Here is a 19,475-nt window from a genome sequence, read left to right as displayed (position 1 = left end):
GGATCGAGACGCTGCGCCGCGACAGGAAATGGTCGGCCCGCCGGATCGCCCTGGAATTGTCCGCGGAGGGCACCACGATTTCGGTGCGCACCGTCAGCCGCCACCTGGCGCAACTCGGGCTGAACCGGCGCCGGTTCCTCGACCCGACCGGCGAGTCCAACCGGGCGCCGGGCCGGATCGTCGCCCGCTGGGCCGGGCACATGGTGCACGTCGACGTGAAGAAGGTCGGCCGGATCCCCAATGGTGGTGGCTGGGCGTTTCACGGCAGAGGCTCCGATCAGGCCAAGAAGGTTGATCGCGCGAAAACCGCCGGCGCCCGCGCCGGCTACGTGTACCTGCACTCCGCCGTAGACGGGTTTCCCGCCTCGCCTATACCGAAGCGCTCGGTGATGAGAAAGCCTTGACGGCTGCCGGTTTCATGCACCGTGCTCGGGTGTTCTTCGCCGTTCACTTCCATCACGCACATCCATCGGGTAGTCACCGATAACAGGTCGTGTTACCGCGCGAAGGACTTCGCGAAGGTGTTGCACGGGGCGCGGCATCAGCGGATCACGCCGTACACCCCGCGGCACAACGGCAAGGTCGAACGCATTGGGCCGCATCCTGTCCGAGGAGTTCCTCTACGCCCGAACCTGGACCAGCAAGCAGCAACGCGCACGGGCCCTCGAGGTGTGGAATGTGCACTACAACTACCATCGACCCCACACTGCTGTCGGAAACCGGCCGCCTGCGAGCAAACTCACCGCCGGTGTCACGAACGTCATGGCCTCATACACCTAGGCGGATCATTCGATCTACGGACGAGCGATCGTCCAGCGGATTCCGTGCCACAAGACACACCAAGAAGACAACGCTATTACGTCATGGAACCGCACCGATGCAAATGCCCCCGTGGCTGACGGCACTGTTTAGCCGCCCCACGCGAATTAGGGGTAGCCGGGCTTCACTGTTGAGCGTCTGTTGGATTTTGCCCAGGACGATTCGTTCACCCCGCGCAGTCGGTGCGAGACCACGCAGTGTCGGACGCATGCTTCATGCTAACGGTGGCGGTTTTTCGCGAGGTGGAGTGAGGTCTGCAGGATGAGTGATGACACGGTCGGACGACGCGTTCGGTTCTATGGCGCACATGACTTGGCAACCGGCTGGCAAGTCCCGCGCGTCGTCGAAATCGCCGAGCTGTTCGATCCGAATGAGGCATTGAGGAGCGCCGAAGATGTCCTGGAACTTCACCACGTCCAGCAGTACCTCGAACTAGGGCTTCTGCCGACGGCCTACACCGACGAAGAACGCGCCCAGCTGCAAGCGCGCGCTCCGCGAATTCGAAGTGCGGTTGCGCGGTTTTTCTCGACGATCAACGACACGAATTTCGCAACCCGGGTGGCTGGTGTCGACCACGACTACCACCTCGACCTAATCGAACTGCTGGGCCGCAACAATGCCTTCGAACGCTGCGACAGCAGCACTGCCCTTCCTGCGCTCGCTGCGGCCGGTGTGCATCTCCGGGAGCTGCTCACGAGCAAGAAACTGGTCCAGGCCTACGACACGCAGATACGAGGCAAGCTACTCTCGTCTCCCCGTGGTGCCGAACACGTGGTTCGAAAGTACCTGGAGGAAGACACGCGGAGCCAGGTACATCTTCCCGCGAGCTTCACCGCAGTCGATGCTCGCGAACTGCTCGAGGCATACATTGACTACGACGACGCAAACCCGAACTACATCAGGCTCATTGCGGCCGCGAGAGAAAATTCTCGAGTCGGCATCGACGCAAGGCTCAAGCTCCGTGCAAAGCGGCGCAACGACCAGACGACCGCGACGTTCTTCGCTGAGAACAATGGCTTCAGGATGGGCTGCAAAGTCGGTGTCTCCGAATTCCAAGATCAGTTGGTAGTGATCGAGGGAGCCACTTCAGAAGAACATGACTCTCGGTACACATACAGCAGTCAGTGGCTCGACGAAACTTGCGACAACGCCAATATCCTAAACAATTTCATGCACCTGTTTGGGTTCGTAGACCATCAAGTATTGCTGACCCTTCCCTCCTACCCGGCAAACCTGGGCGTGATGGAACGCGTCATAGGGATCACCGGAAACACCGAGTACAAAACTGGTGTTGCGTTTCGAGTCACCGATATGTGCACACGTCTGCAGACTCACTTCTACCGCGATTTCCTGCAGACGAAAGGAATCGACCTGGAGCAGGTGGTCGCCTGGTTCTTCGAGTCGTACCTAGTTGAGGATTTCGGGGCCGCCAATTTCTCGTTCTCCCCGTCCCAGGGATCGACCTCATACCTCCAGAAATCGAGGCATCTTTTTGCGGAGATGGAGAGTGTCGCAAATCAGTTCGCTCTGTTCGTTGCAGACGGCCAGGTCGACCGTGACCTCCTCGCTATGGGCTCCGAACTGGCACAGTACAAGGACATACCGAGCCTCCTCGACGGCAAGTACATCTATCCATCGGGCGAAGAGATCAATGGCGTCCTTCAACTGTTGTTCTCTGACCAGTCGAGACTGAACTACATCAGCGCGGATCTCAGTGCAGATGCCGGAGCCGAACTTCTCCAAGAAAATTTGGTCGCGTACGACGACTTCGAGGACTACCAGAAGCCCAGCGTCGACCACCTGATCGGACTTAACATCCTCGAGAACACAGGAAACCGAGTTCAATTCGTGGACGCGGAACAAATACACATCCTTAGATCCCTATACAACACGCAAGCCGCCAGCTACTACCACCTAACAGCCACAGGACGCGCGGTGGCCGATTATATGGTGGCGAGAGGATGGGCAGTTCGCCGCTCCGCGTTGCTCACCGATGCCGAAGGAAAGTACTTCAACTATTTCCTCAACCAGGTGGACTTCAGCAACGGACCCCAACTGCGGAACAAGTACCTCCACGGGGCGCAGGCCGGTGCGGACGGCGACAACGCGCACTTTGACACCTACATCACCGCCCTGCGGCTGACCGTGTCTCTCGTCATCAAAATTAACGACGACTTTCAGCTGGCAGCATTCGAGACGGGCCGTAAGGACACCAGCTAGGGCAACTGCCTTCCAGTGCAGGCCGCGTTGTCCGACACCGATCGGCGCAACAGGGGCGGATTCCGGCACTCGCCCACAGCGGCCGATCAGGCCGAAACTACCGTTATTGCACCGTCCACAATTCCGGTCCTTGTGACTGATGTGTGGGAGTTCTTGGTGGCCGGGAAACGATGGTCGGTGGTTCGATCCCGTTTCTGCTCTATGCTTGACACGTGGAAATGGCAGTGTCGCTTGACTATCCCTTGAGTTGGCCCCTGCTGTTACAAGAGGCAGCAGAAGACGGCGCACGGCAAATCGAGCGGCGTCGGGCAGGGGCTACCGCAACTCTCCTGCCACAATCAACTTCAGGCGCGATCGCTAAGGAACTCTCCGACCGAGGCATCGTCGTTTATCACTGCTCCCGACTGCTCGCCGACGAAGTGCGGGACATCCGGGCAAGCGGACTTCGCGCGGCTTCCTCTGCCTTGCTGTCCGACAAAGTGACGGCGGCGTGTCGAGCAGGACTGCTTACGCAGGCCCAAGCTGAGCGAATCGTTGGAAGGGGTGTCTTAGCATCCCGAGATCAGCAGCCAGGGCGGATTGGCGCGATTTGCGCGCTCACGACGTTGCAAACCGTCAGCGTGGATCCACACGGAGTCAAACCGTTCTTCGAGTATTGGGGCGGTGAAATCACGTACTTTTGGCAGCTGGGCACATCGGGCTTGGGGCTGAACGAGACGCTTCGGTCAATCGGTGAACCCGCACTGATCAAGTTCATCCACCATCCTCAGACAACCGACTGCTATGCGCCTGACCTGTCGACCCTCGTCATAAACTTGTGGCGAAGAAGTACCGCCGAAAGCGGCGAGGTCCACATAAAGGTGCAGCCAGGGACCCGGCTACCGGTGACGAACATCCTGCACCCAGGTGATCCGCAGTGGCCCGATGCCGTGATCGCAGGACGGGGGCTCGATCTTTAGGAATCGAACAAGCCTTTGAACTCTGGTCTGAGTCTCAGGTCGTTGGCTCGCTGCACTTATCGGAGGCGTTGTTGCTCCATGAGGGTTTGTGTCCTCGGTTCGAATTTTCGACGTAATGGTCAGGCCAAGCTGGCTTTTATAAGCGATCCAGCAGTTCATCGCATCAACAACCGCCCTGGTCCGCCGCATCGGGAAGGCCGCAGATTCCGCGATGCACTCGACGTGTGTCGCAAGGATCAACAGTCGGTTAACCCGTCAGTCGCCGACTCGCGTCCAACGCTACCGGATCCACAAGCAAGGCGGGCTCCACTCAGCTCAGTAGGCCTCCTTGCTCGTCAAGCGGTCTACGAACTGGCGAATTGCTTTCACAAATCTTCGCGAGTCTACTGGGGAAATATTCGATTGCGTGTGAATAGTTCGGTTTCGCTGATTCACAGACTCCATTATAATGGCATGCTCGGTGGCAGATGCAAATAGTTCCTGACGCTCAGCTTGTTTAAGCATCGACCGAAGTGTCGCATGACGCGGCGAGTCCTGCGGGTCCTCAGCGAATTTTTCGGAAAGAACTACTTCAAGTAGCGAAACCGCCGAAATCAAAGCGGCACCGTATTCGCGGTGGACAAGCAAACGCTCGGGCTCTCCAATTTTCAAGACGGTTCGATGCGCTATCGACGACAGCCATTCCCGAAAGTTCTGCACGAACGTTTCACTATTGGATTCAAACCGCACCGGCCGCGTAAGCACCTTCTGTCGGTTCAGATTCGGCGAAATCCAGGAGTGGCCCTCTGGCGCAACCAGCAACACGTTCCCTTCGGGCTTCTTCGCAATGGCGAGCGCAGCCTCGTACTCACTAGATTGGTCGCCAACCTCAGCCACAACGTAGGCAGCCCGACTGATTAATGTGTCCAGCTTCGCTGACACCGTGCCAGGCGGACTGAACACGTCGCGCGCTGTGACGGGCACAAGACCGTGGGCCTCCACTTCAGGAAAAAGGAGGTCTCGGTACCACCCGATCAGGGTAGCCGGTATCGCAAAGTAGCATATTCGACTTGCTTCTTGCGGGGTACGGAAGTCCGCCGTAACTCGGTCATCCAGACTCACGCTCTTTTCTGGTAGTCGATCGCGCCAATACTGGGCAAGTTCGTCAAAGAACTGTTCGAGTATTTCACCCGCGCCACGCCCCCGTATCCCAGGCGAGTTGATGACTTTTACACCGCGGCGCTCGTACCGATTCACCACCTGGGGAGTCGCATCAATCTGAACGGACCATAAGGGACGCTTCATGTTTCCCAGTCGCGTCTTGATCAGAGCTAGAATCTGCCGCGTGTCAGGGTCGTCCAGGCTATATCCCACGAGCACTCCGGTGCGTTCCACCAGCATTGCGGTAACGCTTGTAACCAGTAATGGAAATACTTGCAGAAACCGGTCATAGTCATCCTCAGTGATGACCATTCGAGCGGGATGGTTTATGTCACCGTGAAACTTTATTAAGCGGGGCCCAGCGTATCGGTTCGGAGTGGACAACTGAGTCTCGTCGACGACAGGCAGGCAACCCTTATCTATGCGCTCGTAAGCTCTTTCGAGAAGCAAATCAAAGTTTGTGGTGACTACGTTCGAGAATCCGATACGTGCGAAAGCGACGTGCGCCGGTCCCGGCCCAGCATCATGCGCTCGAATCAACGACGAGGTCCTATCGATCAGCGCAACACGCCCATACGCTTGCTCGAACGCTGATATCGCTTCGAGTGTTCCGATCGAGTCATCGACGCCCTCGATATCGCTGCCCAACGCGGCACCTAGTTCAGCCCAGGAAGCTGGCGGGTCACCATCTCGGAACACTGCGTTTCTGGAGAACCCCGCGCCAATGATCGGCAGCCAGGACCCTTCGACCAGTTCGTCGAGTAAATGCCGAGGCACACGATCGATTAGCACTACCACGGCACTACTCTAGCGTGGCCCTAGCACCGCATCGCCGCAGACGTGTTCAAGCTTGCCATCGAGAGTCGCGCGTGCAATAACGTGCAGCGTGTCGTCCCCAGATCAGCAGGGCGCTCGAAACACTTCAGCAGTTGTTCACCTCCCACGGTCTAGGGTTGCCCCACGATCGGCACGAAGTCAGCAACAGCGACCTGGGTTTTCCGAGCTCCGCACCACGAAGTACCGTCCGAACTCTCCCGAGCATTTCTTCCGCCATCAATGCTGCTCGTAAGCACCCACCGACTAAGTCCACTCGTAAACTCCAGCGCACTAACAGACCTGCACCGCATTCGTGCGCGCGCACTACGGTCACAAGTGCTACCAATGGACTTACCGCGAGTCCACCGGGCCTACTGCGGCCGACCCCGAACTATTCCGCGCCCGCCCACCACACCCCGGCCTGCATCCAACGTCCAAATATCGACCACGCCATCCACATACATCTTCGCAGTGAGCACGGACGGCATGCGGGGCACCGTTCCGAAAATGGCCTATCCGGTGTAGGTGCTCAGGTCGTAGACGGTCGAACTGCCGACCGTCGTCGCGGTGAAGTTCGCTTCGACCCAGTTCTGGATCTGGACGGCAGTGCTCTCGGGGCCTTTCCCGTCCCCGCCCATGCCGCCGGCGATGTAGTAGCGCACCTGGTCGGACTCGACGTATTCGATGAACTGGTCGAGAGTCGGCGTCGGGTCAGAGAACCAACCGCCGATCGCCATGATCGCTGTATCGCTTGCAATTTCGTATTGCGCCGCGCTCATCGAACCGTTGACAGCCGCGGACCAGGTGGTGCCGGCGTTCTGCAAGAGGGTATTGAGCTCGGGACTGGATTCGCCGCCCACAGCCCCCATCGAGCCCCCGCCACCGGCTGCTCGACCACTCGGCATCCCACCGCCGCTGGGCAACGTCACACCCTCCGGCAACGTCACACCCTCCGGCAGCGACATACCCTCCGGCAGCGACATACCCTCCGGCAGCGACATACCTTCCGGCAAATCACCCATGTCGGGCATTCCCCCACCCATGCCACCCGCGGCGACCGCCCCCTCGGGTCCGGCCGTCGGAACAGGTCCGCCGTGGGGGGTCGCGGCCGTAGCAATTGCGTACGACGCCGAACCACCGACGCCGGCTATCGCCCCGACGATCACGCCCGCCACGGCGAACTTGCGGAATCGATCCCGCCCGCCGAGGACGACGAGCACAGCACCGACGACAGTTCCTGCCAACAGGATCCATTTCAGCGCCGGCAACCAGTCCGCGTTGCGGTGCAACAGAACCCAGATCCACGACCCGGCGGCAAGCATCACGGCAGCAACGCCGAGTCGGGCGAGGATGTTCTGACGCTGAGCCCACAACGCGTAGCCACCCACACCGATCGACCCGGCGATGGCCGGTGCCAGAGCGACCGTGTAGTACTCGTGAATGATGCCGGACATATAGCTGAAGATCAGCGCCGTCACCAGGAACCAACCGCCCCACATGATGAGCGATGCCCGGACACCATCGGTCCGATGAGCACGGCCGCGGGCAACAATTCCCAAGACGAGCGCTACGAGCGCGGCGGGGATGAGCCAGGAGATCTGGATGCCGAACTCGCCGCCGAACAGCCTGTCGAGTCCGGCCCCACCACCCATGCCACCCGGCATTCCGCCGCCGCCCGGCATGCCGCCACCGGCGCCGTTGTCGGACGAGCCGAAGATGCGGCCGAGGCCGTTGTACCCGAGCACGAGATCCATGACGGTGTTGTTCGTCGACCCACCTATGTAGGGGCGTGAATCGGCGGGCCACAGTGCTGCGGCCAGCACCCACCAGCCTGCTGCGACGACGAGAGCGACCAGACCGCCGACGAGATGCAGCAGTCGCGTCAGAAACCTCGAGTGCCCGGCGTAGAGATACGCCACAGTGAACGCCGGCAGAACCAGCAGACCCTGCAGCATCTTCGTCAAAAACGCGAATCCCAGTGCGACACCGGCCAATGCGATCCACATGGCGGCGCGCCTACCGATTCGAGTCTCGACGGCGCGGACGATGAAGTACCCGCCCAGCGTCATCAGCAGGGCAAGGAGCGCATCCGGATTGTCGAAACGGAACATCAACGCCGCGGCGGGTGTCGCGGCCAGCACCGCGCCGGCGAGTAAACCGGCTCCCTGTGATGCAACGCGCTTGACCGCGGCGTACACCAACGCGACCGAACCGACACCCATGAGTGCTTGCGGTATCAGAAGACTGGCGCTCGAAAAACCGAAAATGCGACCCGCCAAGCCCATCACCCACAGCGACGCAGGCGGTTTGTCGACGGTGATGAAGTTCGCGGAGTCGAGCGACCCGAAGAACCACGCCTTCCAATTCTGCGAACCCGCCTGCGCGGCCGCGGCATAGAAGGTGTTGGCGTAACCGTTCGCGGTCAGCCCCCACAGGTAGAGAACGGCGGTGACGACCAGAAGGACAGCGAGCGCGACCTTGGTTCCAAGGTTCGCGCGTCGCGACGGCAACGACGCATTCGGCTGCGGCGGTGCCGGGTCGAGAACGGTGGCCATGGATGAATCCCTTCGAGTTGTTGTCGACGATCACCTTCGTGCCCCCGGCTCGTAGGGACCTGGGAGCAACCTGGGCGTTGACTGTGTCTTTGTGGGCACTATCGGCGCGTGAATGAAGAACGCCGCCTCTCGGCTGATTTTTTGGGCCTGCCGAACGCCCTATCGGTAAGCCGACCCGGAGTCGCAGCCTCCGTGTGTCCCAGGACGGGTGACTTGTCGGCTAGCTGTATGAGGCCATGACGTTCGTGACACCGGCGGTGAGTTTGCTCGCAGGCGGCCGGTTTCCGACAGCAGTGTGGGGTCGATGGTAGTTGTAGTGCACATTCCACACCTCGAGGGCCCGTGCGCGTTGCTGCTCGCTGGTCCAGGTTCGGGCGTAAAGGAACTCCTCGGACAGGATGCTGGCAGTGGCAGTGCTCAGCTCCATACGCGACAGCATACCGACCGGTCCCGACATCACCTGGGGTGTTGCCCGCTGTCCCTCGCAGACGGAGCGACGGGGGCGGGATGCCCGGCCCCGCTCCCCACCGCAAGCGCCTTCAAAATCGCTCTACCAGGTCTTTCACTGTGCCCCCAGTCGGACTCGAACCGACACTGTGCGGATTTTAAGTCCGCTGCCTCTGCCAATTGGGCTATAGGGGCTGCTGACCGCCGGGGTGTGTACCGGCGACCTTGCGCAGATCAGATTAGCTCAGCCGATGGACATCGCGATTCCGTCGAGGATGTCGTGCTCGCTGACCACGAGTTCGTCGATGCCGGCTTTGCGTTCCAGCGCCTCGGCGAGTGCGAGGGTGACGATCGCACCGCCGCCGATGACGTCGACCCGTCCCGGGTGCATCGGCCCGAGTGCGGCCCGCTCGTCGTGCGTCATGGCGATCAGCGACTCGCAGACCTCACGCAGCCTGGGTAGTGGGACCCGGGAGAGGTGGACCTGCTCGGCGTCGTACTCGGGCAGTTTCTTCGCCAGCGCCGCGATGGTGGTCATCGTGCCTGCCACACCCACCCAGGTTCGTGCTTGCTCGACGGGCACACGGGCGAAGGCCTCGTCGAGGCGCTCCTTCGCGAAGGTGCGGGCCGCCTCGACCTGCGCGGCGGTGGGCGGGTCGTCGTGCAGGCATCTCTCGGTGATCCGCACACAGCCGATGTCGGTGGAGAACGCCGCGTGGACGCCGGATTCGTCTCCGAACACTACCTCGGTGGAACCGCCTCCGAGATCGACCACCACGAACGGACCCTGGGCTGCATCGAGCTCCCCCACCGCACCGTTGAACGACAACCGCGCTTCTTCGTCACCGGTGATCACCTCGGCTCCGGCGCCCGCTATCACGGACCCCAGCACGTCCCTGGGCATCGAGAAGAAGTCTTCTCGATTGGATGCGTCCCGGGTGGCGGAGGTGGCCACCATCCGCACGGCGGTGGCGCCGGCGTCACTGATCAGGCTTGCGTACTCGCTCAGGGCGATTCGTGTGCGTTCGATGGCCTCGGGGGCGAGACGACCGGTGGCGTCGACACCCTGACCTAGCCGGACGACCCGCATCTCCCGGCACACGTCGTGCAGTGCGCCGTCGGTGTCGATGTCGGCGATGAGCAGACGAATCGAATTGGTTCCGCAGTCGACGGCCGCTACCCGCGTCACTGTTCGGGACTCTCGATATCGTCGATACCCGGCCAGTCCGCCGGAATGGCCGTGCCTCGCAGCTTTCCACCGGCCGCCGAAGCGGCGAGGGCGACCGACTCGTCGCCGAGCGGATTGACCCCCGGCCCCTTCGCGAGTGAATGGGCCATCAGCACGTGCAGGCACTTGACGCGGTCGGGCATGCCGCCGCCGGTGAAGTCGGTTCCCAGCGGTTCGATCGCATCACGCTCGGCCAGGTACGACTCGTGCGCCCGCCGATACGCGGCCGCCAACTCGGGATCGGTGGCGAGACGCTCCGTCATCTCCCGCATCACCCCAGCCGACTCCTGTCGGCTGGCCTCGGCGGTCAGCCGTGGATCGGTGAGGTAGTACAGGGTCGGGAACGGGGTGCCGTCGGGAAGCTTCGGCGCCGTCTTCACGACACCTGGGCGTCCGTCGGGGCTGCGGTACGCGATGTCGAGCACTCCACGCGGTTCGCGCCCGAGTTGGGCGGCAACGGCGTCGAGGTCTTCCTGCGACACGGGGTGGGACGGGTCGGACGAAGTGGTCACCCGGTGGGTTCTCCTGGTTCTAGCGGTGCGGGCGGCAGGGGCACAGGCGCCGGAGCCGGCGTGGGCTGCACCTCGGGCGCTGCCGGGGGTTCTGAAACGGTCTTCCACAGGTCGGAGTACCAGGGGCCCGCCATCTCGGCGTCCTTCTCTTCCCGCTTCAGCGGTTCCTTGTAGTCGCCGGGAAGCTGTACCTGGTACGGGGTATCTCCGGGCCGGACCCAGCGGAGCCGGCCACGTGCCTGCGCCTCGATGTAGGCGGGGTCGGAATAGCGTTCCTCGAGAATGCGCAGTTCGGCAAGCTCCTCCTCGAGCTGAACCTGTTCTGCCGCAAGCCGGTCGGCCTCACCTCGTTGGGTGAGGTAGGTCCGCAGCGGAACCGCAAGGGTCAGCGCGAGGAGAAGCACCACCACGACGAGGATCAGGGCACGGCCGGTCGACAATCCGAGAATGGTGTGCTCGGAGCGGGGAATTCGGGCCGCGACCCCGGTCGCGCCGACCCGCCGGGGACGGGCACGACCGGGCAGTACTTTTCCGGTGTCGGCACCCTCGGGAGCAGCAGTCTTGCTGTCGGTCGAACCCGGCGGAGTCGACTTGGTGGTGCGGGGACGCCGCGCACCACCGGGAACACCGTCGGTCCGGGTTCGCCGCGTTCGTTCACCACGCCCGGCGGCCCGGCCGCCCGCACTTGCTCCGGACGACCGCGGCCTACCGCGTTGTGCCACTACCCAGGTACCCCTTTACTCGACAGCCGGAAATCAGCCCTCGTACGCGAACCGCGGGAAGGCGACCTCACCGGCGTAACGGGCGGCGTCGCCGAGGTTCTCCTCGATGCGCAGGAGCTGGTTGTACTTGGCGACGCGCTCGCTGCGGGCGGGAGCACCGGTCTTGATCTGGCCGCTGCCCACGGCGACGGCGAGGTCGGCGATGGTGGTGTCCTCGGTCTCGCCGGACCGGTGGCTCATCATCGTCTTGTAGCCGTTGCGGTGCGCGAGATCGACGGCGTCGAGCGTTTCGGTGAGCGTGCCGATCTGGTTCACCTTCACCAGCAGCGCGTTCGCCGCACCCTTGACGATGCCCTCTTCGAGCCGCTCGGGATTGGTGACGAACAGATCGTCGCCGACCAGCTGGACCTTGTTGCCGATCTGATCGGTCAGGGCGACCCAGCCGTCCCAGTCGTCCTCGTCCAGCGGGTCCTCGATCGACACGATCGGGTAGGCATCGACCAGTTCGGCGTAGAACGCCGCCATCTCGGCCGCGGTCCGGTTGCTGCCCTCGAACTTGTAGCCGGTGCCGTCTGTGTAGAACTCGGTGGCGGCGACATCGAGTGCCAGCGCCACGTCGGTGCCCAAGACCAGGCCGGTCTTGCCGATCGCGACGCTGATCAAGTCGAGCGCCTCCTTGGTGCCCGCGACGTCGGGGGCGAAGCCACCTTCGTCACCGAGACCGGTGGCCAGACCCTTTTCCTTCAGCACCGACTTGAGGGCGTGGTACACCTCGGCGCCCCAGCGCAGCGACTCCTTGAAGGTGGCGGCACCGATCGGCGCGACCATGAATTCCTGGACGTCGACACCCGTGTCGGCGTGTGCACCGCCGTTGAGGATGTTCATCATCGGGACAGGCAGCACGTGGGCGTTGGGGCCGCCGACGTAGCGGAAGAGATCGAGTCCGGAAGATTCGGCAGCCGCGCGGGCCACGGCCAGCGAGGCACCGAGGAGCGCGTTCGCGCCGAGACGCGACTTGTCCGGGGTGCCGTCGGCGTCGAGCAGGGCCTGATCGACGGTGCGCTGCTCGGTGGCATCGATCCCGATGATGGCCGGGGCGATTTCGCTCAGGACGGCCTCGACGGCCTTCTCCACACCCTTGCCGTTGTAGCGGTCGCCGCCGTCACGCAGCTCGACGGCCTCGTGCTCACCGGTCGACGCACCCGACGGGACTGCGGCGCGAGCGAAACTTCCGTCGTCGAGCAGCACCTCGACCTCCACCGTGGGATTGCCACGGGAATCGAGGATTTCACGGGCTCCGACCTGCTCAATGATGGACACTTGCAGACTCTCCTTATATGGGCTTCGCACTGTGCACCGACCGGTCCGATGGTGCCAGGACACCAGATCGTGCCAGCACATAGCGTAACGGCACACCGTTGGGGGCGCGGGATGGCGCGCCTCGGTCACCGCGATCGGCCGGTCTGCTATTCGATTTTCCACCCGATGGACCGGACGGTAATGAGCATTACGGACGGACTCCCACCGAGTACGCCGATGCCCGATCGCGCACGAGAGTGAGATATTCGCCCGACAGGTTGTACGCCATCAGCGCGGACTGCCACCCTTCCGGTTCGGTGAGGTCACCGCCGCGGGCGCACAGGTAGCGCGCGGCCGTCAGGGCTGCGTCGTCGATGTTGTCGGCATCGGTCACTCCGTCACCGTTGGCGTCGACGCCCCACCTCTTCCACGTCTCCGGTATGAACTGGAGCGGTCCCATCGCACGGTCGTGCACGGGGTCGCCGTCCCATTCGCCGCCGTCGGTGTCGGGAATCTCCGCGACCCCCGGTCCCCCGTCGAGAGGAATGCCGCGGATCTCCGGGGTCACCTGCCCGGTCGGGGCGACGGAGGAACCTTGATGGGTGCCGTGCTTGCTCTCCACACTGGCGATTCCGGCGAGAGTGGTCCAACCGATTCCGCAGTCGGGGGCGGTGGCGGCGAGAACTGCGGCGGCATAGCCGTACGCCTCGAGCGCGGTCGTGCCGATACCTACTTTGTCCGTCAACCCTGCGGACCAGCCGCGCAACTGGTCGGCAGAACGCCCCGGCGCCTCGATGTCGATCAATGGTGTGGGCGCACCGGGGCCGGGCGGGATGCCCTCCGGTATCGCGACACGCGGTTGTTGCTCCCGCGAGCAGGCACCGTAGGCGACCGTCACGACCACCAGCGCCGCGACAAAAGCGATCAGGATGCGGGGCCAGCGGGAACGACTCTTCGGCGAGACGGGGTAACGGGTCACCTTTCCATCATCCATATGGCGGAGCGGCCGGCCGAAGAAACGCCGGGGCTTCCGCGGTCGCCCCTGCCACGATTCGCACCGCTTCTGTACGCATCGCACCGCTCCGCACGGATGCGACGCGCACACTAGGTCCGCGGAGGCCGGAGGTTATCCACAACCAGCAAACCTCGCCTTCCGATCTTCCGCGGGCACGGGCACTCTGACTGCATGGATTCGGAACCCGCTGGACTCGTCCGACGCTGCACGGCACTCGATCGCGGCTGTACCGACGGTGAGCTCCACCGATCCCGCAGCCGCGGTGAACTACTCACCGTGCGCCGAGGCGCGTACCTGCGACGCGAGGACGACGCGGTACTCGACACCGTCGGTCGACATCGCGTTCTCGCGCATGCCACAGCATTGGCCTCGAACTCCGAAACCGCGGTAAGTCATGTGTCTGCCCTTGCGCTCCACGGAATCGACCTGTGGAACGTTCCCCTCGCACTGGTTCACATGACCGCCAATCGCACCCACGGCGGCAAGAAGAGTCGCCGACGCCACCTGCACGCCACACCGTTCACGCCCGACGAGGTGACCGTGATCGACGGCATACTGGTCACGACTCTCGCGCGCTCCCTCGTCGATTTCGCTCGCACCGTTCCGTTCGAGCAAGCGGTGGTCTCGGGTGATCATGCACTACACCTCGGCCTGACGGACCACAGCGAACTTGCCGACGCAGTCTGCCGTGCACACCATCGCACCGGCGCACGACGTGCCGGGCGGGCAGTCGCGTTCATGAATGGCCTCAGCGAGAGTGTCGGCGAATCTCGCAGCCGCGTTCTCTTTCATCGCGAGGAGCTACCGGCACCCGAACTACAACAAGTGGTGCCGGGCCTCGACGGCCGTCCCGTCGGCCGGGTGGATTTTCTGTGGCGGGAGCACGGGGTCGTCGGCGAATTCGACGGGTTGGAGAAGTACTCCTTGCACCCGACACGCTCGGAATCGGAGTCGGTCCGGCTGGAGAAGCTCCGCGAGGACGACCTCCGCGCGACCGGGGCTGCCGTGGCCCGATGGACGTGGAAGCACTTGGACGACCCCGCGACCGTCGTCGCCCGGATCCGCCGCGCGTGCGAACTCGGTTGCCGATCCGCGCCGCTTTCGTTCACGTCGCAGCCCGTCTCGCCAGTGCGACGCGCACACTAGGTCCGCGGATCCGCCAGGACGCTTCAGGGCGCTCAGGACGGCCAGTGCGCGGACCAGTCCCCCGGCAGGAGGACGTGTGTGCCGTCGGCGCGAGCGGCCTTTTCGGCGGCGCGGATGCGTGCGATGAACTCGTGCGTCGCCGCACGCAGCGTCGTTTCGGCGTCCGCCTCGGCCAGCAGAGCGGCCTCGAGTTCTGCGGGTACCAACTCGGGTGGTAAACCCGCCTTTGCAGCCCGGGCCGTCACCTTTGCCGCGAGGGATGCTGCGGGTTGGCTGAGCGCGACACCGTCGAGGCACGATTCGCGGGCTTTTTCCGCCGCCTTCCGGATCTCCCATGCACGTTCCTGCTCGGCGATGTCGACGGGGCCGACGACGTCTTCGCTGAGATGCGGACTGCGGTGGACGAGCTTCGCGACGAGGGTGGCCGCCACGTCGTCGACGTCGAAGAGGTCCGACGCCGACGCGATCCGCGCATGGAACAACACTTGCAGCAGGAGGTCGCCCAGTTCTTCGCGCAGCTCACCGGTATCGGCGGACTCGATCGCGTCGAGCACCTCGTAGGTCTCCTCGACGAGATAGTGGGCGAGGCTGCGATGGGTTTGCGTCACTTCCCAGCCCCCGTAACCCCACAACCGGTCCATCACTTCGGCGGCCTCGACGAGGTTGTCGCCCAGAATTTTCGGCGCGGAGATCACGCGGTCTCCCCCGGCCACCCGGGCACGAACGGCGGGGTTCTCGCGATCCGTGCTGACCAGGACATCCGCCTCCCGGACGACAGTGAGGAACTGCCGCACACCGTCGGGGACCTCCTCGGTGACCTGCACGCCGTCGCCGATGACCCCGAGGGCTTCCATCGGGATCGTCTGCGGCCGAAGGGGGTCGAGCAGGATCACCGTCATCGGTCAGGCCTCCATCACCACGGACCCGGCAGCCTTGCCGTCCAGCGCGACGATGAAGTCGGCGATGTACTGCAGCAGCTCCACGTCGCGCACGCGTTCGGCTCCGATACCGCCCGAACCAGCCCGCGGCAGCGGCAGCTGGACCATTCCGGTGGTGGCCCGGTACTGGGCGCTCGGGTAGATCCGCTTGAGCCGCAACTGCTTCGAGTCGGGCAGCGGCATAGGCGCGATCTTCAGCTGCGTGCCCGCCACCGCGACCTCCTCGAGACCGTATTCGCGGCACAGCAGGCGCAGCTTGGCCACGGAGACCAGTCGGCGTACTTCCTCGGGCATCGGACCGTACCGGTCGACGAGCTCGTCCACGACTGCGGTGATACCGGCATGGTCCGTCGCTGCGGCGAGCTTGCGGTAACCCTCGAGGCGGAGGCGGTCACTGGTGACGTAGTCGGGGGGAATGTGCGCGTCGACGGGGAGGTCTATCCGGACTTCTTTCGGGGCGTCCTCCGTGGCGACGGGTCTCCCGTCCGCCGCTGCCCGGAAGGCCTCGACCGCCTCGCCGACCAGGCGCACGTACAGGTCGAAGCCGACGCCCGCGACATGGCCCGATTGTTCGGCGCCCAGCACGTTTCCTGCACCGCGGATCTCGAGGTCTTTCATCGCCACTGCCATACCGGCGCCGAGGTCCGAGTTCTGCGAGATGGTAGCGAGCCGGTCGTAGGCCGTTTCGGTGAGCGGCTTCTCGGGCGGATACAGGAAGTACGCGTATCCACGTTCGCGACTGCGTCCGACACGCCCGCGTAGCTGGTGCAGCTGGGAGAGCCCCAGGGAATCGGCGCGTTCGACGATGAGCGTGTTGGCGTTGGAGATGTCGAGGCCCGTCTCGATGATCGTGGTACACACCAGGACGTCGTAGTCACGTTCCCAGAAGCCCTGCACGGTCCGCTCGAGGGTGTCCTCGTTCATCTGGCCGTGCGCCACCGCCACCCGTGCTTCCGGCACCAGTTCGCGGATACGCTGCGCCGCCTTGTCGATGGAGCTCACCCGGTTGTGGACATAGAAGACTTGACCGTCGCGGAGCAGTTCCCGTCGGATCGCCGCAGCGACCTGCTTGTCGGCGTACGCACCGACGTAGGTGAGGATCGGGTGCCGTTCTTCCGGAGGCGTCAGAATGGTCGACATCTCCCGGATGCCGGCCATGCTCATCTCGAGCGTTCGCGGAATGGGTGTGGCAGACATGGTGAGAACGTCGACGTGTGTGCGCAACGCCTTGATGTGCTCTTTGTGTTCGACACCGAAGCGCTGCTCCTCGTCGACGATCACGAGGCCGAGGTCCTTCCACCGGATTCCGGTTTGCAGCAGGCGGTGTGTTCCGACCACCACGTCGATCTCTCCGTCCGCCATGCCCGCGATGATTTCCTTGGAATCGCCTGGATCGGTGAATCGGGACAGCCCGCGCACCTTCACGGGGAAGGCCGCCATCCGCTCGGTGAAGGTCTGCAGATGTTGTTGCGCGAGAAGCGTGGTCGGCACCAGCACTGCCACCTGTTTACCGTCCTGAACCGCCTTGAACGCCGCACGCACCGCGATCTCGGTCTTGCCGTATCCGACGTCACCGATGACGACGCGGTCCATCGGGACCGGCTTCTCCATGTCGGACTTGACCTCGCTGATCACCGTCAGCTGATCGAGTGTCTCGGTGAACGCGAACGCGTCCTCCATCTCCTTCTGCCACGGTGTGTCCGGCCCGAAGGCGTGGCCGGGCGCCGCCTGACGCGCCGCATACAGCTGGACGAGTTCACCGGCGATCTCACGAACTGCCTTGCGCGCCTTGCGTTTGGTGTTGGCCCAGTCGGACCCGCCGAGCTTGCTCAGGGCAGGGAGCTCGCCGCCGACGTACCGGGAGAGCTGATCGAGCGATTCCATGGGGACGAACAGGCGGTCCCCGGGATGGCCGCGCTTGCTCGCGGCGTACTCGATCACGAGGTACTCGCGCCGCGCGCCGCCGATGGTGCGCTCGACCATTTCGACGAATCGTCCGATGCCGTGCTGGTCGTGCACCACCATGTCTCCGGCTGTCAGCGCGAGCGGATCGACCTGGTTGCGGCGCTTCGCGGGCAGCCTCTTGCCGTCACCGACGGCGGCCACCCGGTTGCCGGTGAGGTCGGACTCCGTGGCGATGACGAGTCCGGGCGTCGAGTCGTCACCCGGCAGCACGAGCCCGTCGTGCAGCGCTCCCCGGAGCACACCGACCTGCCCACGAGGCGGCTCCGCGCCCGCCATGAGTTCGGCGGCGGGGACTTCCGCCTCATGCAGCCGTTCGAGCACTCGGTGTGCGGTGCCCGCGCCGGGTACGACGACGACAGCGCGACCGCCAGTGGTCACGTGGGCGCGCAGCGAGACGAACAACTCGGCCAGCAGGTCGTCGGATCCGCGCACCTGGGGTGCCGCGGTGATCGCCAGCTCGAGCTCTTCGCCGCTTCCGGAGGCGAGGGGGCTCAGGCTCCACCACGGGCGACCGGTGGCCTCCGCCGATTCCCGGACCTGGCGAAGCGAACGGTAGGCGGAGGCACCGAGGTCGATACCGCCGCCCTTCAACGCCGACGCGTCGAGCGGTGCGGCAGCGCCGATCGAGGCAGCAGTCCACGAGGCCTCGAGGAACTCCTGGCCGGTGCGCACGAGGTCGGTGGCACGGGTTCTGATCTTCTCGGGGTCGCACAGCAGGATGTGGGCGCCGTCCGGCAGCACATCGGTGAGGAGCTGGAGCTGACCGGGCCGCAGCACCGGGAGCAACGCTTCCATCCCCTCCACCGGGATGCCCGCCGACATCTTGTCGAGCATCTCGACGAGAGCGGCGTCGGCCTGATTATCGGCCGCGAGCTGCGCGGCTCGATCGCGCACGTCCTGGGTGAGGATGAGTTCCCGGCAGGGCGGGGCGATCACCGCGTCGAGCTCGACCTCGGGGAGCGACCGCTGGTCCGCCACCGAGAAGGCACGAAGCTCGGTGACCTCGTCGCCCCAGAACTCGATGCGGACGGGGTGGTCCGCGGTAGGGGAGAACAAGTCGAGAATGCCACCGCGCACGGCGAACTCCCCGCGCTTGCCGACCATGTCGACGCGCGTGTAGGCCATTTCGACGAGCCGCTGGACAAGTCCGTCGAAGTCGTGCTCGGTACCTACTCGCAGCGTGACCGGTTCGATTTCCCCGAGGCCGGGCGCCATGGGCTGCACGAGGGAGCGCACCGTGGTGACGATCACCCGCAACGGCGCACCGTATGAGACGTCGTCCGGGCGCGCGAGCCGGCGGAGCACCTCGATGCGCCGGCCGACCGTGTCGGCACTCGGTGACAGCCGCTCGTGCGGCAGAGTCTCCCACGAGGGGAACTGGGCGACGGCGTCGCCGATCATCTCCCGGAGCTCGGCGGTCAGGTCGTCGGCCTCGCGACCGGTGGCGGTGACGAGCAACAGGTGGGTGCGCTCGGCGAGCGCCGCGGCGACGAACGGGCGGGCGGGCCCAGGAGCGACGATGTCGAGATGGCTGCGTCCGAGTACCTCGGCCACTTGCGCGATGACGCCGTCGGCCAATGCGATCCGTGCCAGGCCGGCGAGTGGAGTATCGGCGGACGAGGGCTCGGCGGCGATGAGCGGGGAAGACAACGACAACTCCTGAGCAGTGATGACGAACTGCCGGCGAACAGCTC

The 19,475-nt window shown here is 64.2% G+C and carries 12 protein-coding genes, 1 tRNA gene and 2 pseudogenes; 4 read left to right on the top strand and 11 right to left on the bottom strand.

Annotation, left to right across the window (positions count from 1 at the left end; translation table 11 throughout):
* The 3 genes and pseudogenes from NOF53_RS04200 to NOF53_RS04190 all read left to right on the top strand — a co-directional run.
* Window positions 1–780: pseudogene (locus tag NOF53_RS04200) on the top strand (integrase core domain-containing protein); the annotation flags it as partial.
* Window positions 781–1,080: 300 nt separating this feature from the next.
* Window positions 1,081–3,039: a hypothetical protein gene (locus NOF53_RS04195; RefSeq protein ID WP_255965791.1), complete on the top strand. Its 1,959-nt coding sequence runs from the start codon at window positions 1,081–1,083 to the stop codon at window positions 3,037–3,039.
* A 212-nt stretch (window positions 3,040–3,251) separates the two neighbouring features.
* Entirely contained in the window at window positions 3,252–3,998 is a 747-nt protein-coding gene (locus NOF53_RS04190) for a hypothetical protein (protein WP_255965790.1), read from the top strand.
* Window positions 3,999–4,313: 315 nt separating this feature from the next.
* Here NOF53_RS04190 and NOF53_RS04185 read toward each other — a convergent pair whose 3' ends face one another.
* The 9 genes and pseudogenes from NOF53_RS04185 to NOF53_RS04145 all read right to left on the bottom strand — a co-directional run bounded on the left by NOF53_RS04185 (window position 4,314) and on the right by NOF53_RS04145 (window position 13,696).
* Complete coding sequence (locus NOF53_RS04185; RefSeq protein ID WP_255965789.1) at window positions 4,314–5,936, bottom strand: SIR2 family NAD-dependent protein deacylase; 1,623 nt, start codon at window positions 5,934–5,936, stop codon at window positions 4,314–4,316.
* A 530-nt stretch (window positions 5,937–6,466) separates the two neighbouring features.
* A complete protein-coding gene (locus NOF53_RS04180; protein WP_255965788.1) occupies window positions 6,467–8,509 on the bottom strand; it encodes an ArnT family glycosyltransferase in 2,043 nt (680 codons plus the stop codon).
* Between the two features lie 220 nt (window positions 8,510–8,729).
* Window positions 8,730–8,909: pseudogene (locus NOF53_RS04175) on the bottom strand (integrase core domain-containing protein); the annotation flags it as partial.
* Between the two features lie 168 nt (window positions 8,910–9,077).
* A tRNA-Leu gene (locus NOF53_RS04170) sits at window positions 9,078–9,151 on the bottom strand.
* A gap of 49 nt (window positions 9,152–9,200) precedes the next feature.
* The gene (locus NOF53_RS04165) at window positions 9,201–10,145 is read right to left on the bottom strand and encodes a Ppx/GppA phosphatase family protein (RefSeq protein WP_255965787.1); all 945 of its coding nucleotides are present in this window, start codon (window positions 10,143–10,145) and stop codon (window positions 9,201–9,203) included.
* Window positions 10,142–10,696, bottom strand: coding sequence for a DUF501 domain-containing protein (locus NOF53_RS04160; RefSeq protein ID WP_255965786.1), 555 nt, complete (start codon window positions 10,694–10,696; stop codon window positions 10,142–10,144). Before NOF53_RS04160 ends, NOF53_RS04165 begins: the two co-directional genes overlap by 4 nt.
* Entirely contained in the window at window positions 10,693–11,418 is a 726-nt protein-coding gene (locus NOF53_RS04155; protein ID WP_255965785.1) for an FtsB family cell division protein, read from the bottom strand. The genes NOF53_RS04160 and NOF53_RS04155 overlap by 4 nt, the downstream gene beginning before the upstream one ends.
* Window positions 11,419–11,451: 33 nt before the next feature.
* Complete coding sequence (gene eno / locus NOF53_RS04150) at window positions 11,452–12,738, bottom strand: phosphopyruvate hydratase (RefSeq protein WP_255965784.1); 1,287 nt, start codon at window positions 12,736–12,738, stop codon at window positions 11,452–11,454.
* A 187-nt stretch (window positions 12,739–12,925) separates the two neighbouring features.
* Window positions 12,926–13,696, bottom strand: a complete 771-nt coding sequence (locus NOF53_RS04145; protein ID WP_255965783.1) for a lytic transglycosylase domain-containing protein — start codon at window positions 13,694–13,696, stop codon at window positions 12,926–12,928.
* Between the two features lie 207 nt (window positions 13,697–13,903).
* On the opposite strand from NOF53_RS04145, the gene NOF53_RS04140 reads away from it, so the two are divergent.
* A complete protein-coding gene (locus NOF53_RS04140) occupies window positions 13,904–14,878 on the top strand; it encodes a hypothetical protein (protein ID WP_255965782.1) in 975 nt (324 codons plus the stop codon).
* Window positions 14,879–14,910: 32 nt separating this feature from the next.
* On the opposite strand, the gene NOF53_RS04135 is transcribed toward NOF53_RS04140, so the two are convergent.
* Window positions 14,911–15,777: a nucleoside triphosphate pyrophosphohydrolase gene (locus NOF53_RS04135; RefSeq protein WP_255965780.1), complete on the bottom strand. Its 867-nt coding sequence runs from the start codon at window positions 15,775–15,777 to the stop codon at window positions 14,911–14,913.
* 3 nt (window positions 15,778–15,780) lie between these two features.
* Window positions 15,781–19,431, bottom strand: coding sequence for a transcription-repair coupling factor (gene mfd / locus NOF53_RS04130; RefSeq protein ID WP_255965779.1), 3,651 nt, complete (start codon window positions 19,429–19,431; stop codon window positions 15,781–15,783).
* Between the last annotated feature and the right edge of the window lie 44 nt (window positions 19,432–19,475).

It is taken from the genome of Rhodococcus tibetensis, from assembly GCF_024438035.1.
GTDB lineage: Bacteria > Actinomycetota > Actinomycetes > Mycobacteriales > Mycobacteriaceae > Rhodococcus_F > Rhodococcus_F tibetensis.
The sequence above is the reverse complement of the archived record's forward strand: the minus strand, read 5'-3'. Positions and strand labels throughout refer to the sequence as shown.

Excerpts from the sequence above, each read along its gene's own strand:
- NOF53_RS04195 (WP_255965791.1), top strand. The coding sequence starts at position 1,081 with ATGAGTGATGACACGGTCGGACGACGCGTTCGGTTCTATGGCGCACAT.
- NOF53_RS04180 (WP_255965788.1), bottom strand. The coding sequence starts at position 8,509 with ATGGCCACCGTTCTCGACCCGGCACCGCCGCAGCCGAATGCGTCGTTG.
- NOF53_RS04135 (WP_255965780.1), bottom strand. The coding sequence starts at position 15,777 with ATGACGGTGATCCTGCTCGACCCCCTTCGGCCGCAGACGATCCCGATG.
- NOF53_RS04140 (WP_255965782.1), top strand. The coding sequence starts at position 13,904 with ATGGATTCGGAACCCGCTGGACTCGTCCGACGCTGCACGGCACTCGAT.